Raw genomic sequence first — 25,760 nt, forward strand, 5'->3', positions numbered from 1 at the left:
ATGCCGTAATCAGAATCGCTCTGACACCGCCTTCGCCTGTGTGAACAGGAGCAGGTAATCGCGCCCGCCGGCTTTGGAATCGGTCCCGGACATATTGAAGCCGCCGAATGGGTGGGTGCCCACTAAGGCACCGGTGCATTTCCGGTTCAAATACAAGTTGCCAACATGGAAATCGCGCCGCGCCTGCTCCAGGTGGGCGCGGTTGTTCGAGATCACCGCGCCGGTCAGCCCGTAGTCGGTGTTGTTGGCGAATTGGATCGCTTCGTCGAAGGAGGCGGCCTTCGTGAAGGCCACCACCGGGCCGAAGATCTCCTCTTGGGAAATACGGGCGGTGCTGGCCACGTCCGCGAAGATCGTCGGCTGGATGAAATACCCCTCCGGATCGCCCGGAAATCCGCCGAGAACCAGCGTGCCTTCGCCTTTTCCGATTTCGATATAGTCCAGAATTTTACGATAGGCCTTATCGTCGATGACGGGCCCTACCTGCGCCGCGGCGTGTAACGGACTGCCGATAACCAGTTTCTTGGAACGGTCGATAACCTTCTGCAGCACGGTATCATAGACGTCCTCATGCACGATGGCCCTGGAGCAGGCGGAGCATTTCTGGCCGGAGAAACCGAATGCGGAGGCGGTGATCGCGTCTGCCGCGAGGTCCAGATCGGCCTCACTGTCTACGATAATGGCGTCTTTTCCGCCCATTTCGGCGATGACGCGTTTGATCCATTGTTGTCCGGGCTGTGTCTTGGCCGCGCGTTCCTGAATCCGCAGTCCAACGTCGCGGGATCCCGTAAAGCTGATGAACCTGGTCAGCGGATGATCCACCAGATAGTCGCCCACTTCCTGGCCCGGTCCCGGCAGGAAGTTAACAACGCCCGGAGGCAGGCTGACTTCTTCCAGTAGCTCCACGAATTTGGCGGCAATGACCGGCGTGGTGCTCGCCGGTTTCAGCACAACGGTGTTGCCCGAGACGATGGCCGCCGTGGTCATGCCTGCCATAATCGCGAGTGGAAAGTTCCACGGCGGAATGACGATGCCGACGCCGAGTGGAATGTAATAGAGATGATTTTCTTCCTCCTCATGAACTGTTAGCGGCTGGGGCGCGCTCAGACGCTGCATTTCGCGTGCATAGAATTCCATGAAATCGATCGCTTCGGCCGTATCCGCATCCGCTTCGGCACGCGTTTTTCCAGCTTCCAGCGTCATCAGTGCGGAGAATTCAAACTTGCGTCGCCGCATGATTGCTGCAGCCTTGTACAAATATCGTGCCCGTTCGCTCGGCGCGGTGTGTTTCCACGTCTCAAAAGTCCGTGCGGCTGTCTGAATGGCTTGTTCCGCAAGTTCGGTATCGGCTTGGGATACAATGCCGATGACCTGACGTTTACGGGACGGATTGACCGACTTTAGGGTACGCTCCGTATGGATTTGGGCACCGCCGATAACCAGAGGGTACGTCTTGCCGAGTTCGGCTTCGACCGCGGATAGCGCAGCATCGTATAACTTGTTGTTCAACTCGTTCTTGAAGTCCAGAAATGGTTCATTCCGAAAAGGTACTCGCATGGAAGGCCCCTCCTTAACATGATATGATTCGGAGCTTTAGGTTTATGGTCCAGCTGCTGAATGCGTCATGGTGGGGTGTTTAGAATCTCTTGGTGAAAAGCTCGATGTTAGATATGTATGTCTTTCTGCATGCCGTCATGATTTTTGCATATGAGTTAAGATAGAGTGCATTTTGGTTTGCCTTTTGCAAAGGGGGAGCTTGCATGGACGGAACCGAACTTTACCGTAAAGTGATCCTGACGGTGTCCGGTAATAAATTCGTGAAGTGGTTGTCGATCAAGTATGGCCGAAAACTGGCGGGCAGATTCATAGCCGGCGATACCTTGGACGAGGCGCTGGATGAAATTGAGAGGCTGAATGAGAAGGGCATTCTCGTCACGCTCGATCATTTGGGGGAGGGTATCACGACGCTGGACGAAGCGGCCGGGTACCGGGAGGAGTATTTGAAGCTTGTAGAAGGGATTGCCAAGCGGGGAGTGAAATCGAACGTTTCGCTGAAGCCGACGCAGATGGGCATGGCACTGGACCCCGAGAAGGCTTACGAGAATATCAAGCTGGTGGCGAAAAAGGCGAAAGAGCACCGCAACTTCGTTCGTCTGGATATGGAGGATTCGCCGTATACCCAGGCGACGATAGACATGACGCTGCGGCTCCATAAGGAGGGGCTGACCAATGTGGGGACCGTGATGCAGGCCTACTTGTTCCGTACGGAGGAGGACGTCAAGAATTTAATCAATGCCGGTGTTAATCTGCGGCTCGTGAAGGGGGCGTACAAAGAGCCGGGAACCATCGCTTTTCAGCAGAAGCGGGAGGTCATTGACAACTATAAGAAATTGATCAAAATGCATTTTGATCAGGGTGCCTACGTTGCGATTGCTTCGCATGATGACAACATCATCGACTGGGTGAAGGTGTTTGCCGAGCAGAGTCACATAGACAAACAGGAATTTGAGTTTCAGATGCTGTACGGGCTACGGATGAACGATCAGGCAGCGCTTGCACAGGACGGCTACCGCATTCGGTGTTATATGCCCTACGGAACGATGTGGTACCCGTATTTTACGCGGCGGCTGGCGGAGAAGCCAGCCAACCTGATGATGGTGCTCAAAAATATGTTCAAGTGAGCGGGGGAAAACAATTAATTCAAAGCGAAGCGAGGACGGTAGCTCTCTAGCTACTGTCCTAGAAGAAATAATACGCCTCCGAGCAGTCCATCAGGAAGGAACGCTCCAGCGGCAAGCTGCCTAACCGCTTACGGGTGATGTGCTGTTGCCGATTGGTCTCCAGATCGGCGAGCGCCGATACGGCGAGCTGCATCCGGGCGGATCCCCACTGGTGCTGCTTCTGGGCATAGCGAACGGCCTCGGTCACGGACATGCCTTTCAGCCTCGTAAAGACGGCTGCCCAGCGGACTAGATCCGTGAATTCCCTGTTGCTTGGCAGCGCATATTCGGCATAACCAGCCGCGTCTTTGCAGCTGATTTTGAACAAACCGCAGTTCCAATCTCGTTTGCTCCAGGGGATAAAGCGTTCAGCCGAGCCCTGGTCGAAACGAAATATCTCCATATGGCGGATGGGCTCTACACTTAATGCGGGAACTTCGGTTTCGATAACGGATGTCAGTGCAGCCTCGATGAATTTCGTCATGATCTACGCTCCTTTATAGGAATGTTATATGCACGGTAAAAAGGCCTGGTGAGCAAAGATCCCCCGCTCTCCAGGCCTTATTGTCGTTAGAGGCCCTGTTCCAGTGGCCGCTTCCGCTTAAGGCTCGGGTGGTGTTCTCTCTCAAAACGCGCCTACGAGGTTAGCTGACGGATTCGGGCTTGAGAGCACCCTACCGCAGTGCCTGACCATCTAGGCACTGCGGATTCACCCCATTCACCAATAGAAGCTCCATTGGCGATTTTGGTTCCCCCGTCTCCCCATCTGTCGGGAGCTCAGCGTATAACGAATGTTTCGATTAGATGGATGAATCATACGCCGGAGGAAACTAAAAGTAAATGATCATATGGGACGGATATATTCCGAAAATTGATGAAAACCGTGTAAGAAAACGTGTACATTCAGTCGTGTCATCGATTATCATGGCAAAATCTCGGTATCTCGATAGATTGCGATAAATACAAGAAAACAAGAGAAATACATAGTATAGAGTAGTATTCGAGAGATAATGAAGCAATACTGATCAGTTCCTGCTCGACATAACGCCACATGTGTTTTTGCTCACATTTACTTCCTGCAGGGCCAGACGTATGATACGAACTATGAATTGACGGACACCAGCGACAGGCATGCAGGCAACCGTTTCATGAAGGCCTACAGGCAGTGTGAGAGCTGCATCAGGCTCTTTTATGGATCGAATCTCGGGCGAAGGCGCCATGGGCCTTCGCTGAAATTGCAGGATGATGCGACTCTCACCGCTCGAACCTGATGCTGTGTTGTTTTGCTAAACCTGGATGTTTAGTCAATGGCTAATAGAATAACATGCTACTCGTTTTCAATTTTCGCTGAGTCCTTGAATGGAAAAGGAACGGGGGAACCAGTCGGGAGATGAATCTATCTCTCAGGGGTGAATCCCATGGACAAGATAACGGTCTATGGGTAGGGCGACTCTCACGCCCGAATCCGTCAGCTAACCTCGTAAGCGTATCGAGAGAGGCAACGATTGTCGTGGACTTGGGCCACGGTGTATTTCACCGTGTCCTATTAAGGAGCCTGCGGGAAGAGTTCTTCTCTTTCCACAGGCTTCTTTGTTGTTGTCTTCTCTTTCCGAACTTAGGAGGAGAACAAAAGATGGAGAAATCGCAGGAGTTTATCCTGGTATCCGCACCGAACAAGGCCGGGGAAGAATTTATCCGCCAGCTGATCTTTAAGCGCATTTCGTTTGTGGCCATAGCCAACAACCGGGTTGAACAGGAGAGGCTGCATGAGCTGGGCTGCACCAACATGATACTAATCGATACAAGGGACGAGCAAACCTGGATCATTCCCGAGTTTCCCGTCAGCAAGGTGTTTCTGTTCGAGAGCAGCTTGAATCTATGCTGCCGCTATTTACGGATTTGCCGGACCTGGACCACAGAGTCGATTTATGTGATTACCCATTCCAGCAATCCGCGATTGATATACAAAGGGCTGGGTGCCGATGTGGTGCTTCATACGAACCATCACCAGGTATCCTTCCTGATTTCGTCCATTGTCAGCTAAGGTCTTGGCTGATATCACAACGAGGTTTTAGGAGGTTATATTCATGCAGGATTTATATATGGTGCTCATATTGGGAGGAACCTACGGACTGTTCATGCTGTTCATGTCTTGGTGTGGGCGCGTGGTTTCTGAACCGGAGGCGGATTAACCATGATGATCATTTTGGTATGCACGCTCTTTATTTTTCTGTACTTGATTTATGCGCTGATTCACCCTGAAAAATTCTAGGGAGACAGCTGAAGGAGGAAGGCATTCGCCATGGGCATTTTACAAATTGCCATCGTTATACTCGTTCTGGTGCTGCTGGTAAAGCCGCTTGGAACTTATCTATATCAGGTGTTTCGCAATGAAGGCAATGGAACGGACAGATGGTTCTCCTGGGCGGAGAAACCGATCTTCGCACTGATTGGCTTGAAAGAACGCAAGGGAATGACGTGGAAAGGTTATGCCATCAGCTTTGTGATGACGAATATCGTGCTGGTCGCGGCTGGGTATTTGATTCTGCGGTTGCAGAGAGTACTGCCCTTCAACCCGAATGGCATCGATAATATGGAATCGACCTTGTCGTTCTCTACGATCATCAGCTTTATGACCAATACGAATCTTCAGCATTACAGCGGGGAGTCGGGGTTATCCTATATGGCCCAGATGGCTGTCATTACGATGATGATGTTCACGTCTGCGGCAACCGGGCTCTGCGTGGCGATTGCTTTTATCCGGGCGGTGACTAGCAAGGGCTCAACCGTCGGTAATTTTTTTGAGGACTTCGTCAAAGCTCACACCCGGGTGTTCATCCCGGCTGCGTTCATCATTGCAATGGTACTGGTTGCGCTGCAGGTGCCGCAGACCTTGAAGCCTACGCTCAGCGTCACGACGCTGGAAGGTAGCGAGCAGCAAATAGCTGTAGGGCCAGTAGCTGCGCTTGAATCGATCAAGCATCTGGGCACCAACGGCGGCGGGTTTATGGGAGTGAACTCGGCACATCCGTTCGAGAACCCGTCCCCGCTGACCAATGTCATCGAAATCCTGTCCATGTGGAGTCTCGGGGCGGCACTTCCGTATACGTTCGGTTTATTCGCCAAGAGCCGCAAACAGGGCTGGATTATTTTCTCGGTGATGATGACCTTGTTTATCGCTTTCCTGTCGCTGAACTATGCCGCTGAAACCAATGGCAATCCGGCGCTGAACCGCTTGGGCATCGATGCCTCGCAAGGCAGCATGGAGGGCAAGGAGGTCCGGTTCGGGGTTGCTCAATCTTCTCTGTTCACGACGGTGACGACCGCGGCCACAACCGGGTCGGTCAACAACATGCATGATACACTCACGCCGCTTGGAGGGATTACGCCGCTGTCCCTGATGATGCTGAACTCTGTTTTTGGCGGAAAGGGCGTTGGGCTGATGAATATGCTCATGTACGCGATATTGGCGGTGTTCCTGGCCGGTCTTATGGTTGGTCGAACCCCCGAATTTCTAGGCAGAAAAATCGAGGCGCGGGAGATGAAGCTGATTGCGATTGTTATCCTGGTGCATCCATTTATCATCCTGGCTCCGACCGCCCTTGCGCTGATGACGGATGCAGGGCAGGCAGGCATTACCAATGCGGGCTTTCATGGCATCTCGCAAGTATTGTACGAATACACGTCTTCCGCTGCCAATAACGGTTCCGGATTTGAGGGTCTGTCAGATAACACGCCGTTCTGGAACATTACAACAGGACTGGTCATGCTCTTCGGCCGTTACATTTCGATGATTGCCCTGTTGGCGGTGGGCGGCTCGCTGATGCGGAAGCAATGGGTTCCCGAGACGCTTGGGACGTTCCGGACAGATAATAAGCTGTTTGCCGGCATTCTCATTGCAGTGGTTCTGATTATCGGTGCATTGACCTTCCTGCCTGTACTTGTGCTTGGTCCGATTGCTGAGCATCTGACGATCCGTTAATAGAAAAGGTGGCCTATTACCATGAATAATACGAGAAAAAAAGTGATGTCCAAAGAGATGGTTCGTCAGGCGCTCAAGGAGAGCTTCACGAAGCTGAACCCCGTCCTGATGATGAGAAATCCGGTCATGTTTGTGGTGGAGGCCGGCACCCTGGTTGTTTTGCTGATGACGTTATTTCCGTCCTATTTCGGGACAGAGGGCAGTATCGGATTTAATCTGACGGTGTTTGTGATTTTGCTGTTGACGCTGCTGTTCGCTAACTTCGCAGAGGCTCTTGCCGAAGGACGCGGCAAGGCGCAGGCCGACTCCCTTAAGCAATCCAAGCAGGAAATGACGGCTCATAAAGTGATGGAGAACGGAGGGGTACAATCCGTACCATCCACGGATCTTCGCAAAGGAGATATCGTGATCGTTACGCAGGGCGAGATGATTCCCGGGGACGGGGAGGTCATTGCAGGCCTTGCGTCCGTTGACGAATCGGCGATTACCGGCGAGTCCGCGCCCGTCATTAAAGAAGCCGGCGGCGATTTCAGTTCGGTTACCGGGGGTACCCGGGTTGTCAGCGATACGATCAAAATCCGGATTACGAGCGATCCGGGGGAATCGTTTATCGACCGAATGATTTCGCTTGTTGAAGGAGCCGCCCGCCAGAAGACGCCGAATGAAATTGCTCTGAACACGTTGTTGATCGTCTTAACGCTGATTTTCCTGATCGTTGTCGTTACGCTCGCACCGATTGCGAAGTATCTTGGCATCGAGCTGTCCGTTCCGGTGCTGATCTCGCTGCTGGTGTGTCTTATCCCGACCACGATCGGGGGCTTGCTGTCGGCGATCGGGATTGCCGGCATGGACCGGGTGACGCAGTTCAATGTGCTGGCGATGTCGGGCAAGGCGGTGGAGGCAGCCGGTGACATCAATACAATGATTCTGGATAAGACGGGAACGATTACGTTTGGTAACCGGATGGCCAGCCAGTTGATTCCCGTCGGCGGTGAATCGCTTGCCTCGGTTTCCCAGTGGGCAGCCGTGAGCTCGTTGCAAGACGAGACGCCGGAAGGACGCTCGGTATTGGAGCTGCTGAAGAAGGAAGGACTCGAAGTGGATGAAAGCATGGCGGCTGGGGCGGAATTCATCGAATTTAAGGCTGAGACCCGGATGAGCGGCATGGATCTGCAGGATGGACGGAAAGTCCGCAAGGGTGCGGTGGATGCCGTCAAGGCGTGGGTGCAGTCGCAAGGAGGTTCCATCCCTTCGGATTTGACGCCAAACAGTGACGCCATCGCGACAGAGGGCGGAACTCCGCTCGCTGTCGCCGTGGATAACCGCATCTATGGTCTGATCTACCTTAAGGATACCGTGAAGCCGGGCATGAAGGAACGGTTTGAGCAGCTGCGCCGGATGGGCATCAAGACGATTATGTGCACGGGCGACAATCCGCTCACCGCGGCGACGATTGCCCGTGAAGCAGGTGTCGATGATTATATCGCCGAGAGCAAGCCCGAGGATAAGATTGCCGTCATCCGCCGAGAACAAGCCGAAGGGAAGTTAGTAGCGATGACCGGTGACGGTACGAACGACGCCCCGGCGCTGGCCCAGGCCGATGTGGGGCTGGCGATGAACAGCGGTACCACCGCAGCCAAGGAAGCGGCTAATATGGTGGATCTGGATTCAGATCCATCGAAGATTATCGAGGTGGTTGCCATCGGCAAGCAGCTGCTAATGACGAGGGGCGCGCTGACCACGTTCAGCGTCGCGAACGATGTCGCCAAATATTTTGCCATCATACCGGCGATGTTTGCAGCCGCCATACCAAGCATGAATGTTCTCAACGTCATGGGACTGGGTTCTCCCATGTCGGCGATTCTGTCTGCGCTGATCTTTAATGCCGTCATTATCCCACTGCTGATACCGCTTGCGATGAAGGGCGTAGCCTATAAGCCAATGAGTTCGTCGAAGCTGCTTCAGCGCAATGTGCTGATCTATGGCTTAGGTGGCGTGATCGTACCCTTTATCGGGATTAAGCTGATCGACATGATCGTCCATCTGTGGATTTAGATATGATCATCGTAGCAGGCATATCGAGATAACTCGAAGATTGCTTTACGTGGAAGATATCAAGGGAAGGATTGAGGAATTATGAATAATCCATTGCAGCAATCATCACCGGCGCCTCATACTAAGGCGGGTTCCGCCCGTGTCTCCCTGGGCATTGCCGTAAGAACGAGTCTTGTATTTATCGTGTTATGTGGAGTTCTCTATCCGCTGGTTACGACAGGAGCTGCGCAGCTGCTCATGCCGAAGCAAGCCGGCGGCAGCTTGGTCACGGATTCCGGCGGAAAGGTGGTTGGATCGGAATTGATCGGCCAGAACTTTACGGAACCTCAATATTTTCACGGCAGGGTGTCCAGCATTGAATACAACGGAGCCGGCTCAGGCAGCAATAACTACGCACCTTCCAATCCGGATTTGATCGAACGAACGAAGGCTTCGATTGAAGCATGGAAGGAGAACAATCCGGACGTTCCGGCGAGCAAGGTGCCGATCGATCTGGTAACGAATTCCGGCTCCGGGTTGGATCCTCACATATCGCCTCAGGCAGCGGATATTCAGATTCCGCGGATCAGCAAGCTGACCGGAATTGCGGAGGCAGAGCTTGATCAGCTGGTAAAGGAACATACGGAGGGACGGGACTTGGGCGTGTTTGGTGAATCGCGCGTCAATGTATTGAAGCTGAATCTGGCTCTTGCCGAGCTTCTTGATTGATCATGGACCCATTTCGGAGAAAATCGCCGGAGGAAATCTTAAGGTCGATTGCGAAGCTCCACCATGGGAGACTCAAGGTATATATCGGGGCTGTGAGCGGTTCGGGAAAAACCTATCATATGCTTCGCGAAGGACAGACTCTAAGGCTGCAAGGCATCGATGTCGTCATATGTGCCGTATCCACGATGCAGCGTCCGGAAACGGTGGAGCAGGTCCGGAATTTGGAGCGGGTGCCCAGCATTCATTGGGTGGAGGACGGCGTAGAGAAGAAGGATCTTGATCTGGATCTGCTGCTGCAGCGCAACCCGGAGGTGGTGCTTGTTGATGGGCTTGCCCATCGGAACCGGAAGGGAGCGCGGCATGCCACGCGGCTGGATGACATCCGATTCCTGTTAAGTCGGGGGATCAGCGTCATCACGACGGTCAACGTGTATGAGCTGGAGGACGTGCAGGGCATTGCCTCCAAGCTGACAGGCATTAAAGCCAGCCATACGGTACCGGCTGATACGCTGGAGAGCGCCGATGAGGTGGTGCTCATTGACGTAACACCCGAAACGATGCTGGAACGGGCACAGGATGGCCTGCTTGGAGGCGGCAGCGTATGGAAGCAGGGCAATCTGGCCGTGCTCCGGGAGTTGACGCTCCGTCTTGTTGCTGAAGGAGTGAGCCATTCGCTGGAGCGGTACCGCAAGGAACATGGGCTCGTCGGTCCATCGGGAGCCCTTGAGCGAATACTGGTGTCCACCCAGTACCATTGGAACGGGTCTATCTATATGCGACGCGGGCAGCAGATCGCGAAGCGATTAAACGGCGAGCTGTTGGCCGTCACGTTTGTGAAACCGGGATTGGAGCTTACCAAAGAACAGGCTGCCTTTAAGCGTTCCATGGTTAAGCTCGCGGTGCGGATTGGTGCCAAGCTGGAGGAACTTCCCCTCCGTTCCCGGAGGAAGCTGGCTGACGTGCTTGTTCAGTATGCGGTGGAGCACCATGTTACACGCATTGTTCTTGGCCATTCGAAGCAGACGCGCATGCAAGAGCTGTGGCAGGGCTCGATCCTTCAGGATCTGCTGAAGAAGACGCGTGGGATGGATATTTTTATGGTGGCAGATCGGGCGGCACATGACGGGGAGCGGATCATCCCGGCTCGGCTCCATCCGCAGCGGCTCCCTTCCGAATCGTTCCATCGCTTGAATGAACAAGAGCTGGACCGGAAGATGGAGCAGGTCAAGCGGGGGCGGTTTAAAGTCTATATCGGGGCTGCCCCGGGTGTGGGCAAGACGTATGCGATGCTGCGCGAAGGCAACGATCTGCTGAAGAAGGGATTGACGGTTCTGGCTGGATTGCTGGAGACGCACGGCCGGAAGGATACGCGGGCACAGGTAGCTGATCTGGAGGTTCTTCCGCGAAAAAGGGTGGACTACCGGGGATCGCTCCTTGAGGAGATGGATACCGATGAGATCATTCGCCGCAGACCGGACGTGGTCCTCGTGGATGAGCTGGCGCATACGAACGTGCCTGGGAGCAAGTACAAGAAACGGTATAAAGATGTGCTGGACATTCTGTCGGCCGGCATTTCCGTCATTACGACCGTGAACGTGCAGCATCTGGAGAGCTTGAATGATGCTGTCGAGCAGATTACAGGCGTCCGCGTCCGCGAGACGATACCGGATCATATTCTGCAATCGGCCGATGAGGTCCAGCTCGTCGATGTGACGCCGGAGTCTCTGCAGCAGCGGATGAAGGACGGGAACATTTATGCGAAGGAGAAGGTGCATCAGGCACTCAGCCATTTTTTCAAGACGGGAAACCTTATTGCCCTAAGAGAGCTTGCCTTAAGGGAAATTGCCGATGATGTGGACGAGAGACTGGAATCCTGGCAGCGCAGCGGCTCGCTTCGGGGGCCGTGGCGCCGCGAGGAGGTTATCTATGTCATGGTTGGCAGGGGCCCGCAAGCGGAGCGGCTCATTCGACGCGGCTTCCGGATCGCTCATCGGCTGAAGGCGAACTGGTATGTGGCGTTTCCTCTGGAACGTCATCACAGTCTGTCCCATGACGACGAGCAGCGCCTGACGGCGATTCAGACATTAACGGAGCGACTTGGGGGAACCTTCATGATGCTGCCGGTAAAAAGGGGGCCAGCATGCGCCTTTTCTTCTCAATTGGTCGCAGCAGCAGACGAGGTTAAGGCAACCCAATTCATTATCGGCCAGCCGCAGATGGCCGGATGGAAGCTGTGCGCTCAGAGGAGAATGATCCGGGGCCTGCTAAGAAGCGCAAGGCATATGGATGTGCTCGTAGTTGCGGATTATGATCCGCATATTTGATGGTTGAACTGCCGGGAGCTGGATGCTTTGCGAGCACCGGTGAGTCAGGAAACGGTGGAAATGCTGAAAGTGCAGGAAGTGCAGGAAACGCGGAAAACGCAGGAATTGCAGGAATTGCAGGAATCGCAGTAAGCGCGGATAACGCAGGAATCGCGGATAACGCAACATTCCGGAAACAAGAACGCAGAGAACCCAACAAATGCGGAAGCGGAAAAACTCAAGCAATACGAGCGGGAAATACTAGCGCAAATGACACGGATAACACCAAAAGGGGGCTGTCCCATAAGTAAGTTTGCTCACTCGATAACAGCTTGATAGGTGAAAAAGCAGGGGGAATAAAAGAATGGCGGTGCCAGGGAGGTCATCCCTGCACCGCCATTTCTGTACCTCATCCGCAAATATCCTGTATTAAACAATCAACTCTGGAACCTCTTTTAGATTTGCAATATTCCTATATGCCCTTGGACGATTCCCACTATTGGGCTCGTACGGATTTGAGTCCGTTCCGTCAAAAAGTAGGCGGAGTAGAAACTGCTATTAGCAACGTTTCGCCTTCCCAGATATTCTTATAACTATGGGGGATTCTGGCATCATAATAGATGCTGTCCCCTTCTTCGAGCCTATAACGTTCATTGCCCAGTACAAACTCCAAACGCCCGGAGTGAACAAATAGAAATTCCTCGCCATCACTGTGGCCGACGCTGACGTCGCCGTAAGCTGCTCCTTCCTCCAGCACTCCCCATATCGGCCCCATTTTGTTGCTGCTTCCTTGGCTGAGCGCGTACCAGGTAATGCGGGAGCCTTCGGAATGCACCAAAGGTTTACGCTCATTTTTTCTAACGACAATGCTTCGATTCTCCTCACCAAACAAATCCGTAAAATTCACGTTTAATGCATTCGCTATGCGCTTCAGAACGCTGATGGACGGATTCGCCTTATCGCGTTCAATTTCACTGAGAAAAGACAAGGATATGGAGGCTGCTTGGGCTACCTTCTTAAGCGTTAATTTCTGTTTTTTTCGTGTACTTCGAATTGCTTCTCCGATCGAATTCATGTGCCAGTCTCCTAAATCTCGAAATTATTTCGCTGACAGCGAAATTTACTATTTTATAATAGGTGTAATTATGAGCAATATCAAGCTCTTTTACTAGGGCGGAATTACGGTGTAAAAACGTTGATTTGGCGCTATTATTGGACTAAGATTTAATCAAGGTTGACGATCGAATTTCACCCGGGTATCTGCACATCGTTCACTCAACAGAATAATTTTCATTTACAGCGAAACTTTTGAAGGTAACAAGATACTAATCACATGATTGCAACAGAAAACCGTTCCTTGTTACTCGAATTCATAGAAACGTGTCAGAAGGACGAAAGGGGCATAAAAGAATGACTACCGAAATTTCCAAAGTCTATCAAGTAGGTGATGTTACTGTTACGCGTGTCACGGAAATGATGCTTGGCGGTATTCCGCCAGAAGTGTATTTTCCGGGATCGTGGGACCGCATGTTCCTGGAGGAGAATCGGGACTCTCTTCCGTCTGGCCTGATCGATGGCAATTCTCAGCTTATCGTTAGCATTGGAACATGGGTGGTGAAAACCACGAACCATACGATCCTAATCGATACAGCTACAGGGAACGATAAAAATCTGCCTCTTAATCCGGACCTTGCCAATCTCCAGCTCCCTTATCTCAAGCGGCTGAAGGAGGCGGGGGTTACGCCGGAGGAAGTGGACTACGTTCTGCTGACGCATCTTCACGTGGACCATGTTGGTTGGAATACGAAGCTTGTGGACGGAAAATGGGTGCCGACTTTCCCAAATGCCAAATACGTATTTCCCCTCGCGGAGCAAGAATATTACTCCAGCGAGGCCAGCCACAACAAAGCAAACGAAGTAAACTTTAACGTTTACGAAGAAAGCGTATTGCCCGTTGTCGAAGCTGGCTTAACGCAAACCATCGGCCCTGAGGGCGGGCATTTTCTTGAAATTTTCAAATTCATTCCGACACCCGGCCACAGTATCGGCCAAATGTCCATCAGTCTCAAATCTGACGGAGAAGAAGCTTTGTTTGGCGCCGATGTGATGCACCATCCGTTCCAGGTTTTTAATCCGGACTGGAACTCCATGTACTGCGAATTTACCGATCAAGCCCGTATTTCACGGCTTCGGGTACTGGAATACATCGCGGATCGCCCGGTCATTTATTTCAGCACGCATTTTCCGGAAAGCGCGGCGGGATACGTGACTCGAAACGGCGACGGCTACAAGTGGGACTTTATTTAATACGACCTGACGCAAACAAAATACGAAAGGTGCTGAGCTTATGACAAACCATGATTTTCTTAACGATGTAACCATCTTGACCGAAGACCTTCGTATCGCGAGCGATACACCCGGGATTGAGCTTTATGTACGAAATAAACGGCCAGCTTCCATGAATACCTTCTCTAACGAAAAAACAATCGTGATGGTTCATGGCGCTACCTATCCAATAGGCAGTCTGTATGACGTGGAGCTAGACGGTTTCTCTTTCCTAGACTTCCTTGCCAGCCATGGCTATGATGTTTACGCTGTGGACGTTCGCAGCTACGGCAGCTCGACAAGGCCGCCTGAGATGGAGCAGCCTGCCGACCTTAATCCTCCGTTGGTCCGTACGGAAACGGGAGTCCGAGATTTTGGCACAGCAGTGGACTACGTTTTGAAACGCCGAAATTTAACGAAAGTCAATGTTTTGGGAATGTCTTGGGGAGGAACGGTTGCGGGAGCTTATACCAGTCAAAACAACGATAAAGTAAACAAGCTTTCGCTTGTTGCCCCACAATGGTTGAGCTCTAAACCGGTTCCTATCGATACCGGCGGTCCGCTTGGTTCATATCGCTTTGTTGCTGCCGGCGGCACGAAGGAACGATGGCTAAGCGCCGCGCCAGAACATAAGCGCGGCGATTTGATTCCGGATGGCTGGTTTGAACAATGGGTCAAAGCAACTCTTGCTTCCGACCCGGGGAGCCTAACCGATCATCCTGAGCATATTCGGGCGACCAATGGCCCTATCCTGGATATTCGCGAATACTGGACGGCAGGTAAAGCTTTCTATGAGCCAAAAGAAATCACTGTTCCCGTCCTTCTTGTCCATGCGGAGTGGGATATCGATGTGCCCCTTGAATTGGCTCAGAATTTCTTCACTTCCCTGACAGGAGCTGCCTATCGCCGCTGGGTCGAAATCGGAGAAGGAACGCATATGGTTTTGCTGGAGAAAAACAGGCTTCAGGCTTTTCAAGCCATCTGCGGTTTCTTGGATGAAACGTACGCGCCAGCGAAGTAAATATGCCACTGCAAGAGCGGGTTTTAGTTTTATCGCTTGCCTAATTTAGAGGCCCGCGGCATTGTCGCCTCGGGCTCTTTATTCACCGAATTTACAAAAGACGGAGAGGAACTTAATACAATGAGCCACACCGCAATAACAACAACAAAAGCACCTGCAGCTATCGGTCCTTATTCGCAAGCCATCGCTTTTGGAGATGCCATCTATACGTCGGGCATGCTTCCGATTGATGCTGAAGGAAATCTCAAAGAAGGCATCGTGGACCAAACCCATCAAATATTAAAGAACCTGCGGGCCGTCTTAGCGAAGGCTGGATTTTCTTTGGAAGACGTTGTGAAAACATCCGTTTTCATGACGGATTTAGAGCAATTTCAACAGATGAATGAAGCGTACAGCCAATATTTCATTGATCATCACCCTGCCAGAACAACCGTAGAAGTGTCCAGACTACCAAGAGATGCTGGGATTGAAATCGAGCTTATCGCAGTTAAACGCATTTAAATCTGCCCCATTATCCGTATTTCTTTGAAAGAAGGCGCATCTGCTTGCGATCTTATTTGCTTCTCTTGTTTTGTGCAACACTTTACGGGAGCAATTTCGTATTAGGCTCGCTGCTACTGCAAGCATTTCCCGCCTTGCACCTGTCGGCATACCGACTTGTGGTTTCATCGGTGTTCCTGCTTATATATTTGATTGCAACCCATCGCTTGACGAAGATTACGTTCCGTGACTCCGTTTATTTGGTACCATTCGCTCTTATCGGGATGCTGCTGCACCAAGTTTCTTTCTTTACGGGACTTCGGACAACGGACGCAACGACGGCTTCGCTCATCTTATCGTTAGCTCCGATTTTCACAGCGCTGTTTGCCCGCTTATTTTTGAGGGAACCGTTTACGATACGTATGACCGCAGGCTCGATTGTTGCCCTTGCCGGCGTCTTCTTCGTTGTTGGACATGGCGGAAGCTTAGGCATTGACATCACCGAAGGCATCTGGATCATGTTTATCTGTATGTTGGCATTATCGGGATTTATTATCCTAATGAAAAAACTGACCGAACGTATGGACTCGTTTGTCGCAACCGTGTACACCACAGTGCTGGGGTGTATTACCGTATACCCGGTAGCGGTCTGGAGCGAGCCTCACGTGCAGGTGGAGCCTGGCTTCTGGTGGTGGGTTCTCTTAATCGGATCAGCGCTGCTTATTCAAGGCTTATGCGCGATCATCTGGAATGCACAGATCCGCAAGGTGGGGGCTGCTAAAGCCTCCCTGTTTCTGAATTTGCAGCCGTTTGTCGCCATGGTTTTAGGTTATATCACGCTCGGCACCCCGGTTTCCTTAACGCAAGTGGGAGGATCTGTTCTAATTATTTGCGGCGTAGTACTAGCTACCTTACAGGGGTACAAAACAAGGAAAACGCCTGACGATAAGCTGGAATTATCCGCTGCGGAGAGGTAATGGCCTATTCTTAAAAATTTATAGGTACGAAAGCAACATTATCGAAGCGAGCTAGAAGGCGGCAATTGACCAAAATACAGAAATGGTGGTGCCAGGGATGACCTCCCTGGCACCACCATTCTTTTATTCCCCTGCTTTTTCACCAATCAAGCTGTCTTATCGAGTGAACAAACTTACTTTTGGGACAGCCCCTTTTCTCTATGCTGCCAAACTGACAAATAGCTGATTCGCAGGCTTGTCCTATTCCCCCGACAGCGTGCGGTCGCCGGTCAAATATTTCTCGGTTAAGATGGAGAGCAGACGAATGCCAACCTCATTCTCTCCGCCTTCGGGAATGATCAGGTCGGCGTATTTCTTGGAGGGTTCAATGAACGCCTCATGCATCGGCTTGACGGTTGTCAGATACTGATTGTGAATCGACTGGATGGTCCGGCCGCGGTCTTCGATATCGCGTACGACCCGGCGAAGCAGGCGTACATCGGGATCGGTATCCACAAACACTTTAATGTGAAGCAGCTTGCGCAGATTCTCATCGGACAGCACGTGAAGGCCTTCAATGATGACGATGTTGTTCGGCTTCAGTTCGAGGGTCTGATCCGTGAAGCGGGCATGGGCAGTAAAATCATACACTGGTGCGAATGCGGGTTGTCCGCTTTTCAAAATGCCGAGATGTTCGACGAGCAGCTCGTTGTCAAAGGCGAACGGATGATCATAGTTAATCGCTTCGCGTTCCTCGAAACTGAGTTCCTTATGATCCTTGTAATAGTTATCCTGTGAAATGAAAGTCACTTTATCTGAACCAAGACGGTCAATGACAGAGCGGGCAACCGTCGTTTTGCCCGATCCGGTGCCGCCGGCGATACCAATTATGAGCATGGCGAATCCATAACCCTCCCTAGAGTTTGCAATTTTATTATTGTAGCACAGCATGCGCTTATTTTCACTATGGGGACATAGAGCAAAAGATGGGATTTCCCGTATGTTCTTTATTCTTACCACGGAATAGCGAACCGAATCTGTATGTCTTATCATAGAGGATAGATTAACCATTGAATTTTTTCGGAGGGATGATCATGCATTATACGGCAATTTACCCATGCAAGCCCGTTATATATATTCAGCAGGGAGAGCATCAGGGGAGCATCGATTGGGACCGTTATGAAGCAGTGGCCTTAAGTGATACCGTGACCGGGCTTGCTACGAGAGAAGCGACCGAGGTTCGCGCCTGCTGGAGCTCCGAATGCTTCTATGTACGGTTTGTTTGCCAAGATTCTCATATCGTATCGGAGTATCAGCATCGGGATGATCCGCTGTATGAACAGGATGTCGTGGAACTGTTTATCGATGAAGCAGGAACGGGAACGGAATATATCGAGCTTGAGGTTAGTCCGAACAATGTTATATTCGACGCCCTGATCCGTAATGATGGAGGGAAGTCGATCACAAGCAGCGATATTCATTGGGATCTTACCGGTCTTCAAACCTCGGTAGAACATGACGGTAAGGGGAATTTGATATATGAAATTCGCATTCCGGCTGCGAACTTCAAGAACACTCCGCAAGCGGGACGAAGCTGGGGCGTGAATTTTTACCGCATTGATGAGGACACCCAAGGAAACCGGGAGTATCAGGCATGGAGCCCGACCGGTGAGGTGAACTACCATATTCCTTCGCGTTTTGGGAAGCTGGAGTTTGTCGATGTCATTTAGCATATCAATGTAACCGGAATGCCGTATCGGTGGATTTTCATATCCGCTGTGCGGCATTCTTGTGTTTGCGAAGAGAATGTTGCAAAAGAGATTATTCACTTACCGACCGAAAAGTAAAATTATGAGGAGTTGTTTAGATCAAGATGAATAATCCATCAACAAACGAGGTTATTTTAGATACAAGCTATCGCTTGTTTGCGGAACAAGGGTTTGAGAAATCGAGCATGGCGATGATCGTCAAGGAACTGGATGTATCCAAGCCTGCGCTTTATTATCACTTTTCTTCGAAGGAAGCTCTTACCAATTATCGCTTCCGATAAGGTTTCAAAACAGCGAACATGAAGCTGATGACCAATACAACGAGAACCTCCTCCTTGAATACCTACATAGGTTACTCCCAAATCTGGTGTATGCACAGCCCCTGCCCAAACAACGCCATCTACGGCAATGGCCACGGAGATAGCACAATAGGGAAGACTACGTGAATAGTTTACGGTACCGTCCAACGGATCAATAATCTAAAGGGGACCTTCAAAGATATTTAGCCTAGACTCCATCGGTGGTTTCTTCAGAAAGAATGCCATGTTCAGGGTAAGCACTAGCAACTGCTTCACGAATAATCTCGGAGGCAAAGTCTGTTGAGGTTACAAGTTCTTCCCTTACACCTTCATAGGTCTTCCTTATTTTAGCAACGGAAGTTCCTGATGTTTTGTTTTCAGCACTCACACCAAGGTGCTTTTTAAATTCCGAGTAGTTTGATAATCGTTCTACTTCACCTATTGCTCCAATTAGGGCCGACCTGTTATGGCTGCGGGGAAAAACAAACACAGCTTTTCCACAATGAGATTTTCATCTGCATGCTTCCCCAATCCTTGATACAATGAAACTAAACAATACATCAACGTGAAAACAGTAATGAAAGGTTAGGGATCACGAAAACATGGACTGGAAAAACGGTGCCAACGGGCATGAATTTATAGCTTCTTTTAGTGGAGGAAAAGACAGCGTTCTGGCATTATATAAAGCCATGCGGGTGGGAGAAGCCGTTGGGCTGATTGTCATGCTGGAGGAAGAAGGAAAACGCTCCAGATCCCATGGTATGCCGCCGGAAATTATAAGCGCCCAAGCGGAGTCGATCGGCCTCCCGCTATATACCGGAGCAGCAAGCTGGACGGATTATGAATCCGTCTTTACGGGTCTGTTAAAACAGGCTAAAAATCAAGGCGCCGAAGCATTGGTGACCGGAGATTTGGACATGCCTGCCCACGGCTGCTGGCATGATAAAGTTACGAAAAATGCTGGGTTAAAGCTGGGGATGCCATTATGGGAAATGGATCATTTAGAAGCTGTTCAACAATTTATCAATCTTGGTTTTGTCACGATGCTTGTCACTGTTAATCTATCGTTGGGGATGAAGGAAGAGGATTTAGGTCGGTTTCTAACCCATGAATATGTAGAAGAACTGCAAGCCCGCGGCATCGACCCTTGCGGCGAAGGCGGCGAATTTCATACGACGGTAATCGATGGACCCATTTTTAAACGCCCGATGCCCGTTCGTAAGTGTGAGATTGTTAGAGACGGTGACTATGCATTTTTACCTTTGGAGCTGGATCAGATGGCGTAATATAATTCGTCACTCTTAAAACGAATGACCGGGCAAGTATATACTTGCTCGGTCATTTTCTTTGCAAAGGATGAACTCTTCTGAGAAAATCTCTTATTGTTTTCCAAAATCTTAAGCTGACTCAGTTATGGATTTTTAAATCCTATGGATGGTCTTTACGATATAGATCGCGACTTGAATAACCTGCCTGTAGAATCATCTTCATTTCTTCCCTGTGTTTTGCTTGTGCGGCCTCTTGTTTGGCGCTGTCCACATATCGTGCCCAATCTTTTCGGTACCCCGGGGACTGGATGAAACAGAGGCGGTGCCGATTCCATGTTGCCATCTACCGTGGAAGTTTCGTAAATCCCTAAAATTTCAAACTCTACTGTCGATGTATCATCTGTTGATGTGATCTTCAACTTATCACCAACCTGTAGATCGTTTTGTTTAGCTAATTGTTTTTCAATCAGGGCTGCTTTCTTATCTTTGTCTTCTGCTGTTATTGGACGCCCCTTAATCAGTTTATTCGTTTCTTCTGTAAATTCTTTCAATAAATCAGAACTTCTCACACCGTGAATCAATGTATTTGGCATTTTCATATTCCCTTGGTTTCCACCGCCCGTTTGATAAAATTCATAATCACTAACCTCCTCTGATATCTCTAATGTATAGGACTAATCTGGAGTCTATATGGAGATATCGAGGATTAAGGTATTATAATAGCTCTTAATCCAAATAAATGAGCTAGCTGAATCCATCAAGCTATGCGCAAAAGAAAACAGAAAGGAATCAGGTGTCTATCGTGAATGCGATTCTGATTATCGAAGATCAGGAATCCCTGGTTTCGAATTAGCCGATTCCGTCATGAAATTGCTGCGCTTCAGCAGCCATAAATATCCTGGTGTGTTTTCATAAAAGAACCAAAACGAACATCTCAAGAGGGATTTTGTCCCTTTTTTTGCATGTCGTAGGACATGTTGTTTTCATTGCAGCGTTCTATATACTTTTTAGTATAGGGAAGCACTCCGCTTGGAGTAAGTGGACATGTAATAAACGGAGGTTATTGTATGAATGCTGTCATTGATGGACTGATGCTCGAGCTGGAGCAGCAGTTGGAGGAGAAGGTTGCCGAAGATCTTCGGGATCTGCTGGAGGAATATAAACAATTGGAGGGGGCTGCTCCTGCCCAGTTGCAGCTTTTCGAAGCGGAGTTCGGGATCAAGTTGCCGCAGGACTTTCGTTCGTTTTACAGTAAGAAGAACGGCAGCGGATATGGGTTTCACGTGCTCTATCCCGGTAACGAGGGGGATGGAGAATACCCGCCGTTTTACCTGATGAGCCTGGAAGAGATGAAGGAAGTCAAATCTTATTTTTGCGAGCGGGATGTACCACTGGATGCGTATTACAGTTCGGAGGAAATACAGCAGCTGGATCCGAAGATTAAACCGTATCTGTTTCACAAGGCTTGGTATCCGTTTGCCACGATGGCAGGCGGGTCGCTGTATCTAATGCTGGATTTCGATCCGGCCGAGCCGGGAACGTCCGGGCAGATCATCATGTACGTGCATGATCCTGACTTTGTGTATTATATCGCGCCTTCCTTCACGGAACTGCTTCGGGCGTCCAATCGCAATTTGCGCACCGATATTGAAGAGGTGGACTACTGATGGAACGCCAGAAAGCGCTCTTGATGCTTACATACGATGTCGTTGTGCGTGATAATCAGAAGAAGAACTAGCGAGGGGGGTGGCAGCATGAAAGGCAGGCGGGTCCTCTGGGGAGTGATCATACTGGTGGCAGCCACGCTGTTGATACCCGGCTATTTTATTGCGCGCACGTATGGGCTTTTTCAGAATGAGGTGGTCCTGACCAAATACCAGCTGGCCGTTGATGTGGATGGTGAACAAGTGGATGCTTGGCCGCTGCTGGCCGGTTTCGCCGCAACCGATAAGCAAGGGGAACTTCGTCCGTTGTACTACAGGTTGGAAGGGTCGGACCTCAACATGCTGTATCAATTGGCATACGGGCAGTTCGAGGTGGAGGCTTCCGAGGACAATCCGTTCTTGGCAGGGCGGGTTCAGTATGGCCATCTGGAGAGCGACTATATCGAGACGCGAAAAGAGTATGTGAACGCAAAGGAATACCGGCAGGACATGATCTTTTATAATGACCGTAAAGAGCCCATATTTACATACGATCCGGACGCCAAAGCGGATGGGGATATGGTGAAAGAGATTATCACCGCAGGCATGACGCGTTCCAACGGCCGAGGAGGATCGGGAGTCGTCGAGGATAAGTATCTGAATGTCACCCGATTGTTCGAGGAGAAGCTGGGCATCAGCATGCGGGTTCAGGTGGATAAGGACCGCAGGCTGGCCACGATCCATATGGAGCGGCTTAAATAGAATGCAGATATCCAAAAAGCGAGGTGCTATACATATGCAGCATACAAAAATGACCCAAGAGGTGGACCTCACGATCTCTCACCATCAGATACAAGTCCGCTCACGGGACTTTGATGAGGATTTGTGCCAATGGGGAGAAACCAATATCAAGCAGGGCGTTGTCATTCATCCCGGTTATCTGACCTTTGATCCCATCCCTGACGATGCTTTCGGTGCTTGGGTGAAGCTGGCCTTGAAAGAAGCGTTCATCGAAGATCCGAACGCGCAGCGGCGGATGGTCGTGCCGTTTGATGTTCTGGATCCCGGGAAGCTGGAGCTGTTGTCCGTCATGTCGGACGCCGTTATTGAGCTGCCGCTGCAAAAGGGGCGATACGCACTGTATTTTGAGATTTGCGAGGATGAAGAAGTGTATTATCGTTTCACTTTTGTACATGAGGGAGAAGGGATTCATGCCCGGTATCTGATGGATGATGAATGGGGCGGCAAGGCTGGAGAAGCATTGTCGGAGGGGTATTGCTGACGGGATTTTGCGTTATAACAGGGACAAGGAAGGCCTAGTTAAGGTAAACGTTCTTCAGAGCTAACAGAAAATAAGAAGAGGCCGTCTCCGTGTTGGAGAGGGCCTCTTCTTTACCGCATGCTGTGCTGTCCCTGCTTTTAGAAAGATGGTGTGCAGGAGGCACAGGCTTTGAATGGAGTGGATCTATTATTTTGCAGCGGTCACCGTAATCTGGCCATGCTTGCTTTGATCTGCCTTCAGGTTCAGAACGTCTGTCAGGAAAGCAAGTGGAACATAGATGTGGCCTTTTTTCATTACAGGAGCCGAGCCCAGCGAACGTGGGGCCATTTTACCCAAAGTGTATGCATCCTTGTTCAGCTTCACCGCGCTCCAGACAGCTCCTTTGGAGATTTCGGTGGTTTTGCTCTTGCCGTTCCACTTGACATTGAATTGCAGCTGGCGCAGCACGGATACCTGAACCATGATCTTGCCGTTTTTATCTTTGTAATAAGCGCCTGATTTTACTACGGCTGCAGCAGGCTTTTTGTCTGATCCTTTACCCGGCAGCTTTATGGCAAATTCCGGTGTACCTGTGGATCCAGGGGCGATGCTGTATTTTTGGAATACGATATAGGCTTTTCCGTCTGCGACATAGAAGGATTGCTCCGCGTCTATGCCTTGAAATCCGTCTTCGTTCGCGAAGTATTGGTCCTGATCCGCGGCAATCGCGGTTTTGACAGCTTTATCCACGATGGATTTGTAATCTTTACCGAACAGGTCTTCGAGCGTCACGCGCTGGGCTTCGGCTTCGTTCGTGAAGTTGTACGTATCCACACGAGGATCACCATTGTTCATTCCGATGCCTTCGGTGATGACCTTAAGGGAAATCAAGCTGTCGTCTTTACCATCCGATGTGAGCTCATAATTAATGGTTAGCTGATAAGGGTGCATGGTATAGCCATTCTTTTGTGCATTTGCAGCCGCTTCCGCCGCTTCTTTCTCCCATTTGTCCATATCCTTGGAAGCATGGGATTCGATAATGTCATTCAACTGGTCTTGATATTTGGTGTCAGTCAGACCTTGGAATACAGGGATCTTAATATTGGTTTCCAGCCATTTTTCCTTGGATTGCAGTGTTTTGGATGTTACCAGTTGCGGGGCAGCGGTTGGAGCGGTCACCCGATTCGTGCTCGCTGCAGCTTTGGTTTCGGCATGGACATGAGCGGATGGCAGACCCGAAGCGGAGATCATAAGGATGCCCGCTAATCCGGCAGCCGCCAGGGTTTTAGTTAATGGGGTTGTTGTTTTCATTGTTTTTTTCATTATATATTACCTCCAGGTTTAGGGTTTGATATCTACAATTTGTGATCTGAAACGGAGAAGGCAGAATCGTTCTGGAGAAGCGAAGCGGTCCCCTTTGTCCCCGGATTTCCACTGACTCATAAAATTTCAAAAGAAAATCTGGGGGCAACAGGGATCGGAAGAACGATCTGCATTCCTAGTGATGTACGGCGGATCTATCGGATGTATTCGCTGCTGACGAGCTGGTCTGCGATCACTTCCGTTGGGATTGTAAATTCCACGACGCCCATATAGCCGGGTGCAACATCGTATTCATTAAAGCTGATGACCAGTTTGCCGTTTTGGTTGATGTAGAAGTTTTGGTCCTTGGCGATCGTTTGGAACAGATCCTCCGGTACATCGGACTCCACACCGGGCTGCTCCACCCAGTAGATGTTGTCAGGATTATTCTGCATCTGCTGGCGCATCTGCTCCTTGATATTGTCACTGATGACCTGGATATAACGATCATCCTTGAACAGACTTGGCAGTGTGATCACCATCTGGTTCTTCTTGTCGATCGTATCGTATTTTCTGGATTCGGCAGAGCTTCCAGCAGATTCGACAATATAGCGCGAAAGTGTCAACAGCTGTTCATTGTCGGTGATCACTTCATAACCGCTATCGAGACTCAGATGGGCGCCGCCTTCTTTATTTAGCAGGGCGACTTCGTCTTTGAAGTTCTCATACAGCTTTTTATTTTCTTCCAGGTATTTGTTATTCAGGGTTTGCTCAAGCTCTGTATTTCCTAAGTTGGCAATGCCGGGTGTTTCAATATGCACTTCCGTGTTATCGTCTTGCTCGGCATATTCACGGATGGTGATCACCTTGATGATATGGCCCAGAACCGGCACATCGGACATGGCCTGGGCAAAGGCAGGGCTGGTATTCACTCCGGCGAACAGTAGCATGCATGCAGCTGCAGCACTAGCGAGCCAGGGCAGCGCTCTATTTTTTTTTCTTCTGGTTGCTATGGTCTTGTTGATAATCGAGCTTAGTTCGTCAGGAATAGGAGTGCTCTCGTACTGCTCTTTCATCCTATTCAGCTTGTCATGCATTATCGTTGTGCCTCCTCTTGATCTTCCTCGCTTAAGTTCACCCGCAGTCTCTGTAGTCCTTGGTATAATCTCGTTTTCACTGTGCTGACGTTCTCGTTGAGCACTTCGGCAATTTCGTCAATCTTCATATCTTCAAAAAATCGGAGTATGATGACGACCCGATACTTGTCGGGTAATTCCTCCAAAGATTGGGCCAGATCCAGATTCGGATAGTGGTCATGGCTGCCGGGTAATATAACCTCCAGGTTCTCGTCATCCATGACATGGACTTTTTTCTGTTTTCTAATGAAATCCAGGGAGGTTGTTACAATAATTCGGAAAAACCAGCTTTTTATTGAACCCGTCTGCTTCAGCTTTTCCATGGATAAAAATGCTTTGTGGATCGCGTCCTGAACGATATCGAGGGCATCCTCTTTATTTCTAACGTAGCTGTATGCCAGCCGGTAGGCGCTGTCCTGATTTTCGGTTATACATTGAATAAGAAGCTTCTCAAGCTTCCGGCCGCCACTCATGTAAATATGACACTCCTTTGGGCCCGCGCGGGTAACCATCAATTGCAATTGACTTACGG

Annotated in this window: 25 protein-coding genes and 2 riboswitches; of the genes, 16 read left to right on the forward strand and 9 right to left on the reverse strand. The window is 50.3% G+C overall.

Annotated elements, in window-relative coordinates; genetic code table 11:
- Positions 1 to 9: 9 nt before the first annotated feature.
- Positions 10 to 1,557, reverse strand: coding sequence for an L-glutamate gamma-semialdehyde dehydrogenase (gene pruA, locus NYE54_RS02405; RefSeq protein WP_339269756.1), 1,548 nt, complete (start codon positions 1,555 to 1,557; stop codon positions 10 to 12).
- A 203-nt stretch (positions 1,558 to 1,760) separates the two neighbouring features.
- Between pruA and NYE54_RS02410 the strand changes: the two genes are divergently transcribed.
- Complete coding sequence (locus tag NYE54_RS02410; protein WP_076322444.1) at positions 1,761 to 2,681, forward strand: proline dehydrogenase family protein; 921 nt, start codon at positions 1,761 to 1,763, stop codon at positions 2,679 to 2,681.
- Positions 2,682 to 2,739: 58 nt separating this feature from the next.
- Here NYE54_RS02410 and NYE54_RS02415 read toward each other — a convergent pair whose 3' ends face one another.
- Positions 2,740 to 3,204 (reverse strand): hypothetical protein, encoded by a 465-nt coding sequence (locus NYE54_RS02415; protein ID WP_076322443.1) that lies wholly within the window; start codon positions 3,202 to 3,204, stop codon positions 2,740 to 2,742.
- A 133-nt stretch (positions 3,205 to 3,337) separates the two neighbouring features.
- A riboswitch (cyclic di-AMP (ydaO/yuaA leader) is annotated at positions 3,338 to 3,513 on the reverse strand.
- Positions 3,514 to 4,055: 542 nt separating this feature from the next.
- Positions 4,056 to 4,223, forward strand: a riboswitch (cyclic di-AMP (ydaO/yuaA leader).
- 130 nt (positions 4,224 to 4,353) lie between these two features.
- Here NYE54_RS02415 and NYE54_RS02420 point away from each other — a divergent pair.
- The 5 genes from NYE54_RS02420 (at position 4,354) to NYE54_RS02440 (ending at position 11,789) form a co-directional block, all read left to right on the forward strand.
- The gene (locus tag NYE54_RS02420) at positions 4,354 to 4,764 is read left to right on the forward strand and encodes a hypothetical protein (protein WP_076322442.1); all 411 of its coding nucleotides are present in this window, start codon (positions 4,354 to 4,356) and stop codon (positions 4,762 to 4,764) included.
- A 258-nt stretch (positions 4,765 to 5,022) separates the two neighbouring features.
- Positions 5,023 to 6,702: a potassium-transporting ATPase subunit KdpA gene (kdpA, locus tag NYE54_RS02425; RefSeq protein ID WP_076322441.1), complete on the forward strand. Its 1,680-nt coding sequence runs from the start codon at positions 5,023 to 5,025 to the stop codon at positions 6,700 to 6,702.
- Between the two features lie 21 nt (positions 6,703 to 6,723).
- Positions 6,724 to 8,757: a potassium-transporting ATPase subunit KdpB gene (gene kdpB / locus NYE54_RS02430; RefSeq protein ID WP_339269760.1), complete on the forward strand. Its 2,034-nt coding sequence runs from the start codon at positions 6,724 to 6,726 to the stop codon at positions 8,755 to 8,757.
- 81 nt (positions 8,758 to 8,838) lie between these two features.
- Positions 8,839 to 9,465, forward strand: a complete 627-nt coding sequence (gene kdpC, locus NYE54_RS02435) for a potassium-transporting ATPase subunit KdpC (RefSeq protein WP_339269762.1) — start codon at positions 8,839 to 8,841, stop codon at positions 9,463 to 9,465.
- Positions 9,466 to 9,467: 2 nt separating this feature from the next.
- Positions 9,468 to 11,789: a histidine kinase gene (locus NYE54_RS02440; protein ID WP_339269764.1), complete on the forward strand. Its 2,322-nt coding sequence runs from the start codon at positions 9,468 to 9,470 to the stop codon at positions 11,787 to 11,789.
- A 508-nt stretch (positions 11,790 to 12,297) separates the two neighbouring features.
- Here NYE54_RS02440 and NYE54_RS02445 read toward each other — a convergent pair.
- Positions 12,298 to 12,843 (reverse strand): XRE family transcriptional regulator, encoded by a 546-nt coding sequence (locus NYE54_RS02445; protein WP_339269766.1) that lies wholly within the window; start codon positions 12,841 to 12,843, stop codon positions 12,298 to 12,300.
- 335 nt (positions 12,844 to 13,178) lie between these two features.
- On the opposite strand from NYE54_RS02445, the gene NYE54_RS02450 reads away from it, so the two are divergent.
- The 4 genes from NYE54_RS02450 to NYE54_RS02465 all read left to right on the forward strand — a co-directional run bounded on the left by NYE54_RS02450 (position 13,179) and on the right by NYE54_RS02465 (position 16,571).
- Positions 13,179 to 14,075 (forward strand): MBL fold metallo-hydrolase, encoded by an 897-nt coding sequence (locus NYE54_RS02450; protein ID WP_339269768.1) that lies wholly within the window; start codon positions 13,179 to 13,181, stop codon positions 14,073 to 14,075.
- Between the two features lie 40 nt (positions 14,076 to 14,115).
- A complete protein-coding gene (locus NYE54_RS02455) occupies positions 14,116 to 15,114 on the forward strand; it encodes an alpha/beta hydrolase (protein ID WP_339269770.1) in 999 nt (332 codons plus the stop codon).
- 120 nt (positions 15,115 to 15,234) lie between these two features.
- Positions 15,235 to 15,615, forward strand: a complete 381-nt coding sequence (locus NYE54_RS02460) for a RidA family protein (protein WP_076322435.1) — start codon at positions 15,235 to 15,237, stop codon at positions 15,613 to 15,615.
- Positions 15,616 to 15,659: 44 nt separating this feature from the next.
- The gene (locus tag NYE54_RS02465; protein WP_339269772.1) at positions 15,660 to 16,571 is read left to right on the forward strand and encodes a DMT family transporter; all 912 of its coding nucleotides are present in this window, start codon (positions 15,660 to 15,662) and stop codon (positions 16,569 to 16,571) included.
- Between the two features lie 240 nt (positions 16,572 to 16,811).
- Here the strand turns inward: NYE54_RS02465 and udk are convergent, their stop codons facing one another.
- Positions 16,812 to 17,447, reverse strand: a complete 636-nt coding sequence (udk, locus tag NYE54_RS02470; protein ID WP_076322433.1) for a uridine kinase — start codon at positions 17,445 to 17,447, stop codon at positions 16,812 to 16,814.
- A gap of 197 nt (positions 17,448 to 17,644) precedes the next feature.
- Here udk and NYE54_RS02475 point away from each other — a divergent pair, with 197 nt between their 5' ends.
- On the forward strand, positions 17,645 to 18,280 hold the full coding sequence (locus tag NYE54_RS02475) for a carbohydrate-binding family 9-like protein (RefSeq protein ID WP_339269774.1): 636 nt from the start codon (positions 17,645 to 17,647) through the stop codon (positions 18,278 to 18,280).
- A gap of 143 nt (positions 18,281 to 18,423) precedes the next feature.
- Positions 18,424 to 18,600, forward strand: coding sequence for a helix-turn-helix domain-containing protein (locus NYE54_RS02480; protein WP_339269775.1), 177 nt, complete (start codon positions 18,424 to 18,426; stop codon positions 18,598 to 18,600).
- 226 nt (positions 18,601 to 18,826) lie between these two features.
- Here the strand turns inward: NYE54_RS02480 and NYE54_RS02485 are convergent, their stop codons facing one another.
- On the reverse strand, positions 18,827 to 19,108 hold the full coding sequence (locus NYE54_RS02485) for a hypothetical protein (RefSeq protein ID WP_339269777.1): 282 nt from the start codon (positions 19,106 to 19,108) through the stop codon (positions 18,827 to 18,829).
- 112 nt (positions 19,109 to 19,220) lie between these two features.
- Here NYE54_RS02485 and NYE54_RS02490 point away from each other — a divergent pair, with 112 nt between their 5' ends.
- Positions 19,221 to 19,904, forward strand: a complete 684-nt coding sequence (locus tag NYE54_RS02490; RefSeq protein ID WP_339269778.1) for a diphthine--ammonia ligase — start codon at positions 19,221 to 19,223, stop codon at positions 19,902 to 19,904.
- 155 nt (positions 19,905 to 20,059) lie between these two features.
- Here NYE54_RS02490 and NYE54_RS02495 read toward each other — a convergent pair whose 3' ends face one another.
- Positions 20,060 to 20,479 carry a hypothetical protein gene (locus NYE54_RS02495; protein WP_339269779.1) on the reverse strand — a complete coding sequence of 140 codons (420 nt, stop codon included), beginning with the start codon at positions 20,477 to 20,479 and terminating at the stop codon, positions 20,060 to 20,062.
- A 474-nt stretch (positions 20,480 to 20,953) separates the two neighbouring features.
- Here NYE54_RS02495 and NYE54_RS02500 point away from each other — a divergent pair, with 474 nt between their 5' ends.
- From NYE54_RS02500 to comJ, 3 genes are all read left to right on the forward strand, one after another.
- Entirely contained in the window at positions 20,954 to 21,553 is a 600-nt protein-coding gene (locus NYE54_RS02500) for an SMI1/KNR4 family protein (protein WP_339269780.1), read from the forward strand.
- Between the two features lie 87 nt (positions 21,554 to 21,640).
- Complete coding sequence (locus NYE54_RS02505; RefSeq protein ID WP_339269782.1) at positions 21,641 to 22,291, forward strand: hypothetical protein; 651 nt, start codon at positions 21,641 to 21,643, stop codon at positions 22,289 to 22,291.
- Positions 22,292 to 22,325: 34 nt separating this feature from the next.
- Complete coding sequence (gene comJ / locus NYE54_RS02510; RefSeq protein ID WP_339269784.1) at positions 22,326 to 22,811, forward strand: competence protein ComJ; 486 nt, start codon at positions 22,326 to 22,328, stop codon at positions 22,809 to 22,811.
- Between the two features lie 186 nt (positions 22,812 to 22,997).
- Here comJ and NYE54_RS02515 read toward each other — a convergent pair whose 3' ends face one another.
- The 3 genes from NYE54_RS02515 to NYE54_RS02525 form a co-directional block, all read right to left on the reverse strand.
- The gene (locus NYE54_RS02515; RefSeq protein WP_339269786.1) at positions 22,998 to 24,113 is read right to left on the reverse strand and encodes a DUF3298 domain-containing protein; all 1,116 of its coding nucleotides are present in this window, start codon (positions 24,111 to 24,113) and stop codon (positions 22,998 to 23,000) included.
- A gap of 194 nt (positions 24,114 to 24,307) precedes the next feature.
- Positions 24,308 to 25,189, reverse strand: coding sequence for a DUF3298 domain-containing protein (locus tag NYE54_RS02520; protein ID WP_339269788.1), 882 nt, complete (start codon positions 25,187 to 25,189; stop codon positions 24,308 to 24,310).
- Positions 25,189 to 25,701 (reverse strand): RNA polymerase sigma factor, encoded by a 513-nt coding sequence (locus NYE54_RS02525; protein WP_076322425.1) that lies wholly within the window; start codon positions 25,699 to 25,701, stop codon positions 25,189 to 25,191. Before NYE54_RS02525 ends, NYE54_RS02520 begins: the two co-directional genes overlap by 1 nt.
- Positions 25,702 to 25,760 lie beyond the last annotated feature (59 nt).

The organism is Paenibacillus sp. FSL K6-1330 (assembly GCF_037976825.1).
Classification (GTDB): domain Bacteria; phylum Bacillota; class Bacilli; order Paenibacillales; family Paenibacillaceae; genus Paenibacillus_AQ.

Excerpts from the sequence above, each read along its gene's own strand:
- NYE54_RS02455 (WP_339269770.1), top strand. The coding sequence starts at position 14,116 with ATGACAAACCATGATTTTCTTAACGATGTAACCATCTTGACCGAAGAC.
- NYE54_RS02450 (WP_339269768.1), top strand. The coding sequence starts at position 13,179 with ATGACTACCGAAATTTCCAAAGTCTATCAAGTAGGTGATGTTACTGTT.
- NYE54_RS02520 (WP_339269788.1), bottom strand. The coding sequence starts at position 25,189 with ATGCATGACAAGCTGAATAGGATGAAAGAGCAGTACGAGAGCACTCCT.
- udk (WP_076322433.1), bottom strand. The coding sequence starts at position 17,447 with ATGCTCATAATTGGTATCGCCGGCGGCACCGGATCGGGCAAAACGACG.
- NYE54_RS02515 (WP_339269786.1), bottom strand. The coding sequence starts at position 24,113 with ATGAAAAAAACAATGAAAACAACAACCCCATTAACTAAAACCCTGGCG.
- kdpB (WP_339269760.1), top strand. The coding sequence starts at position 6,724 with ATGAATAATACGAGAAAAAAAGTGATGTCCAAAGAGATGGTTCGTCAG.
- kdpC (WP_339269762.1), top strand. The coding sequence starts at position 8,839 with ATGAATAATCCATTGCAGCAATCATCACCGGCGCCTCATACTAAGGCG.
- NYE54_RS02495 (WP_339269779.1), bottom strand. The coding sequence starts at position 20,479 with ATGCCAAATACATTGATTCACGGTGTGAGAAGTTCTGATTTATTGAAA.
- NYE54_RS02445 (WP_339269766.1), bottom strand. The coding sequence starts at position 12,843 with ATGAATTCGATCGGAGAAGCAATTCGAAGTACACGAAAAAAACAGAAA.
- NYE54_RS02480 (WP_339269775.1), top strand. The coding sequence starts at position 18,424 with ATGAATAATCCATCAACAAACGAGGTTATTTTAGATACAAGCTATCGC.
- comJ (WP_339269784.1), top strand. The coding sequence starts at position 22,326 with ATGCAGCATACAAAAATGACCCAAGAGGTGGACCTCACGATCTCTCAC.
- NYE54_RS02525 (WP_076322425.1), bottom strand. The coding sequence starts at position 25,701 with ATGAGTGGCGGCCGGAAGCTTGAGAAGCTTCTTATTCAATGTATAACC.
- kdpA (WP_076322441.1), top strand. The coding sequence starts at position 5,023 with ATGGGCATTTTACAAATTGCCATCGTTATACTCGTTCTGGTGCTGCTG.
- NYE54_RS02475 (WP_339269774.1), top strand. The coding sequence starts at position 17,645 with ATGCATTATACGGCAATTTACCCATGCAAGCCCGTTATATATATTCAG.
- NYE54_RS02410 (WP_076322444.1), top strand. The coding sequence starts at position 1,761 with ATGGACGGAACCGAACTTTACCGTAAAGTGATCCTGACGGTGTCCGGT.
- NYE54_RS02460 (WP_076322435.1), top strand. The coding sequence starts at position 15,235 with ATGAGCCACACCGCAATAACAACAACAAAAGCACCTGCAGCTATCGGT.
- NYE54_RS02490 (WP_339269778.1), top strand. The coding sequence starts at position 19,221 with ATGGACTGGAAAAACGGTGCCAACGGGCATGAATTTATAGCTTCTTTT.
- NYE54_RS02420 (WP_076322442.1), top strand. The coding sequence starts at position 4,354 with ATGGAGAAATCGCAGGAGTTTATCCTGGTATCCGCACCGAACAAGGCC.
- NYE54_RS02505 (WP_339269782.1), top strand. The coding sequence starts at position 21,641 with ATGAAAGGCAGGCGGGTCCTCTGGGGAGTGATCATACTGGTGGCAGCC.
- NYE54_RS02500 (WP_339269780.1), top strand. The coding sequence starts at position 20,954 with ATGAATGCTGTCATTGATGGACTGATGCTCGAGCTGGAGCAGCAGTTG.
- NYE54_RS02440 (WP_339269764.1), top strand. The coding sequence starts at position 9,468 with ATGGACCCATTTCGGAGAAAATCGCCGGAGGAAATCTTAAGGTCGATT.
- pruA (WP_339269756.1), bottom strand. The coding sequence starts at position 1,557 with ATGCGAGTACCTTTTCGGAATGAACCATTTCTGGACTTCAAGAACGAG.
- NYE54_RS02415 (WP_076322443.1), bottom strand. The coding sequence starts at position 3,204 with ATGACGAAATTCATCGAGGCTGCACTGACATCCGTTATCGAAACCGAA.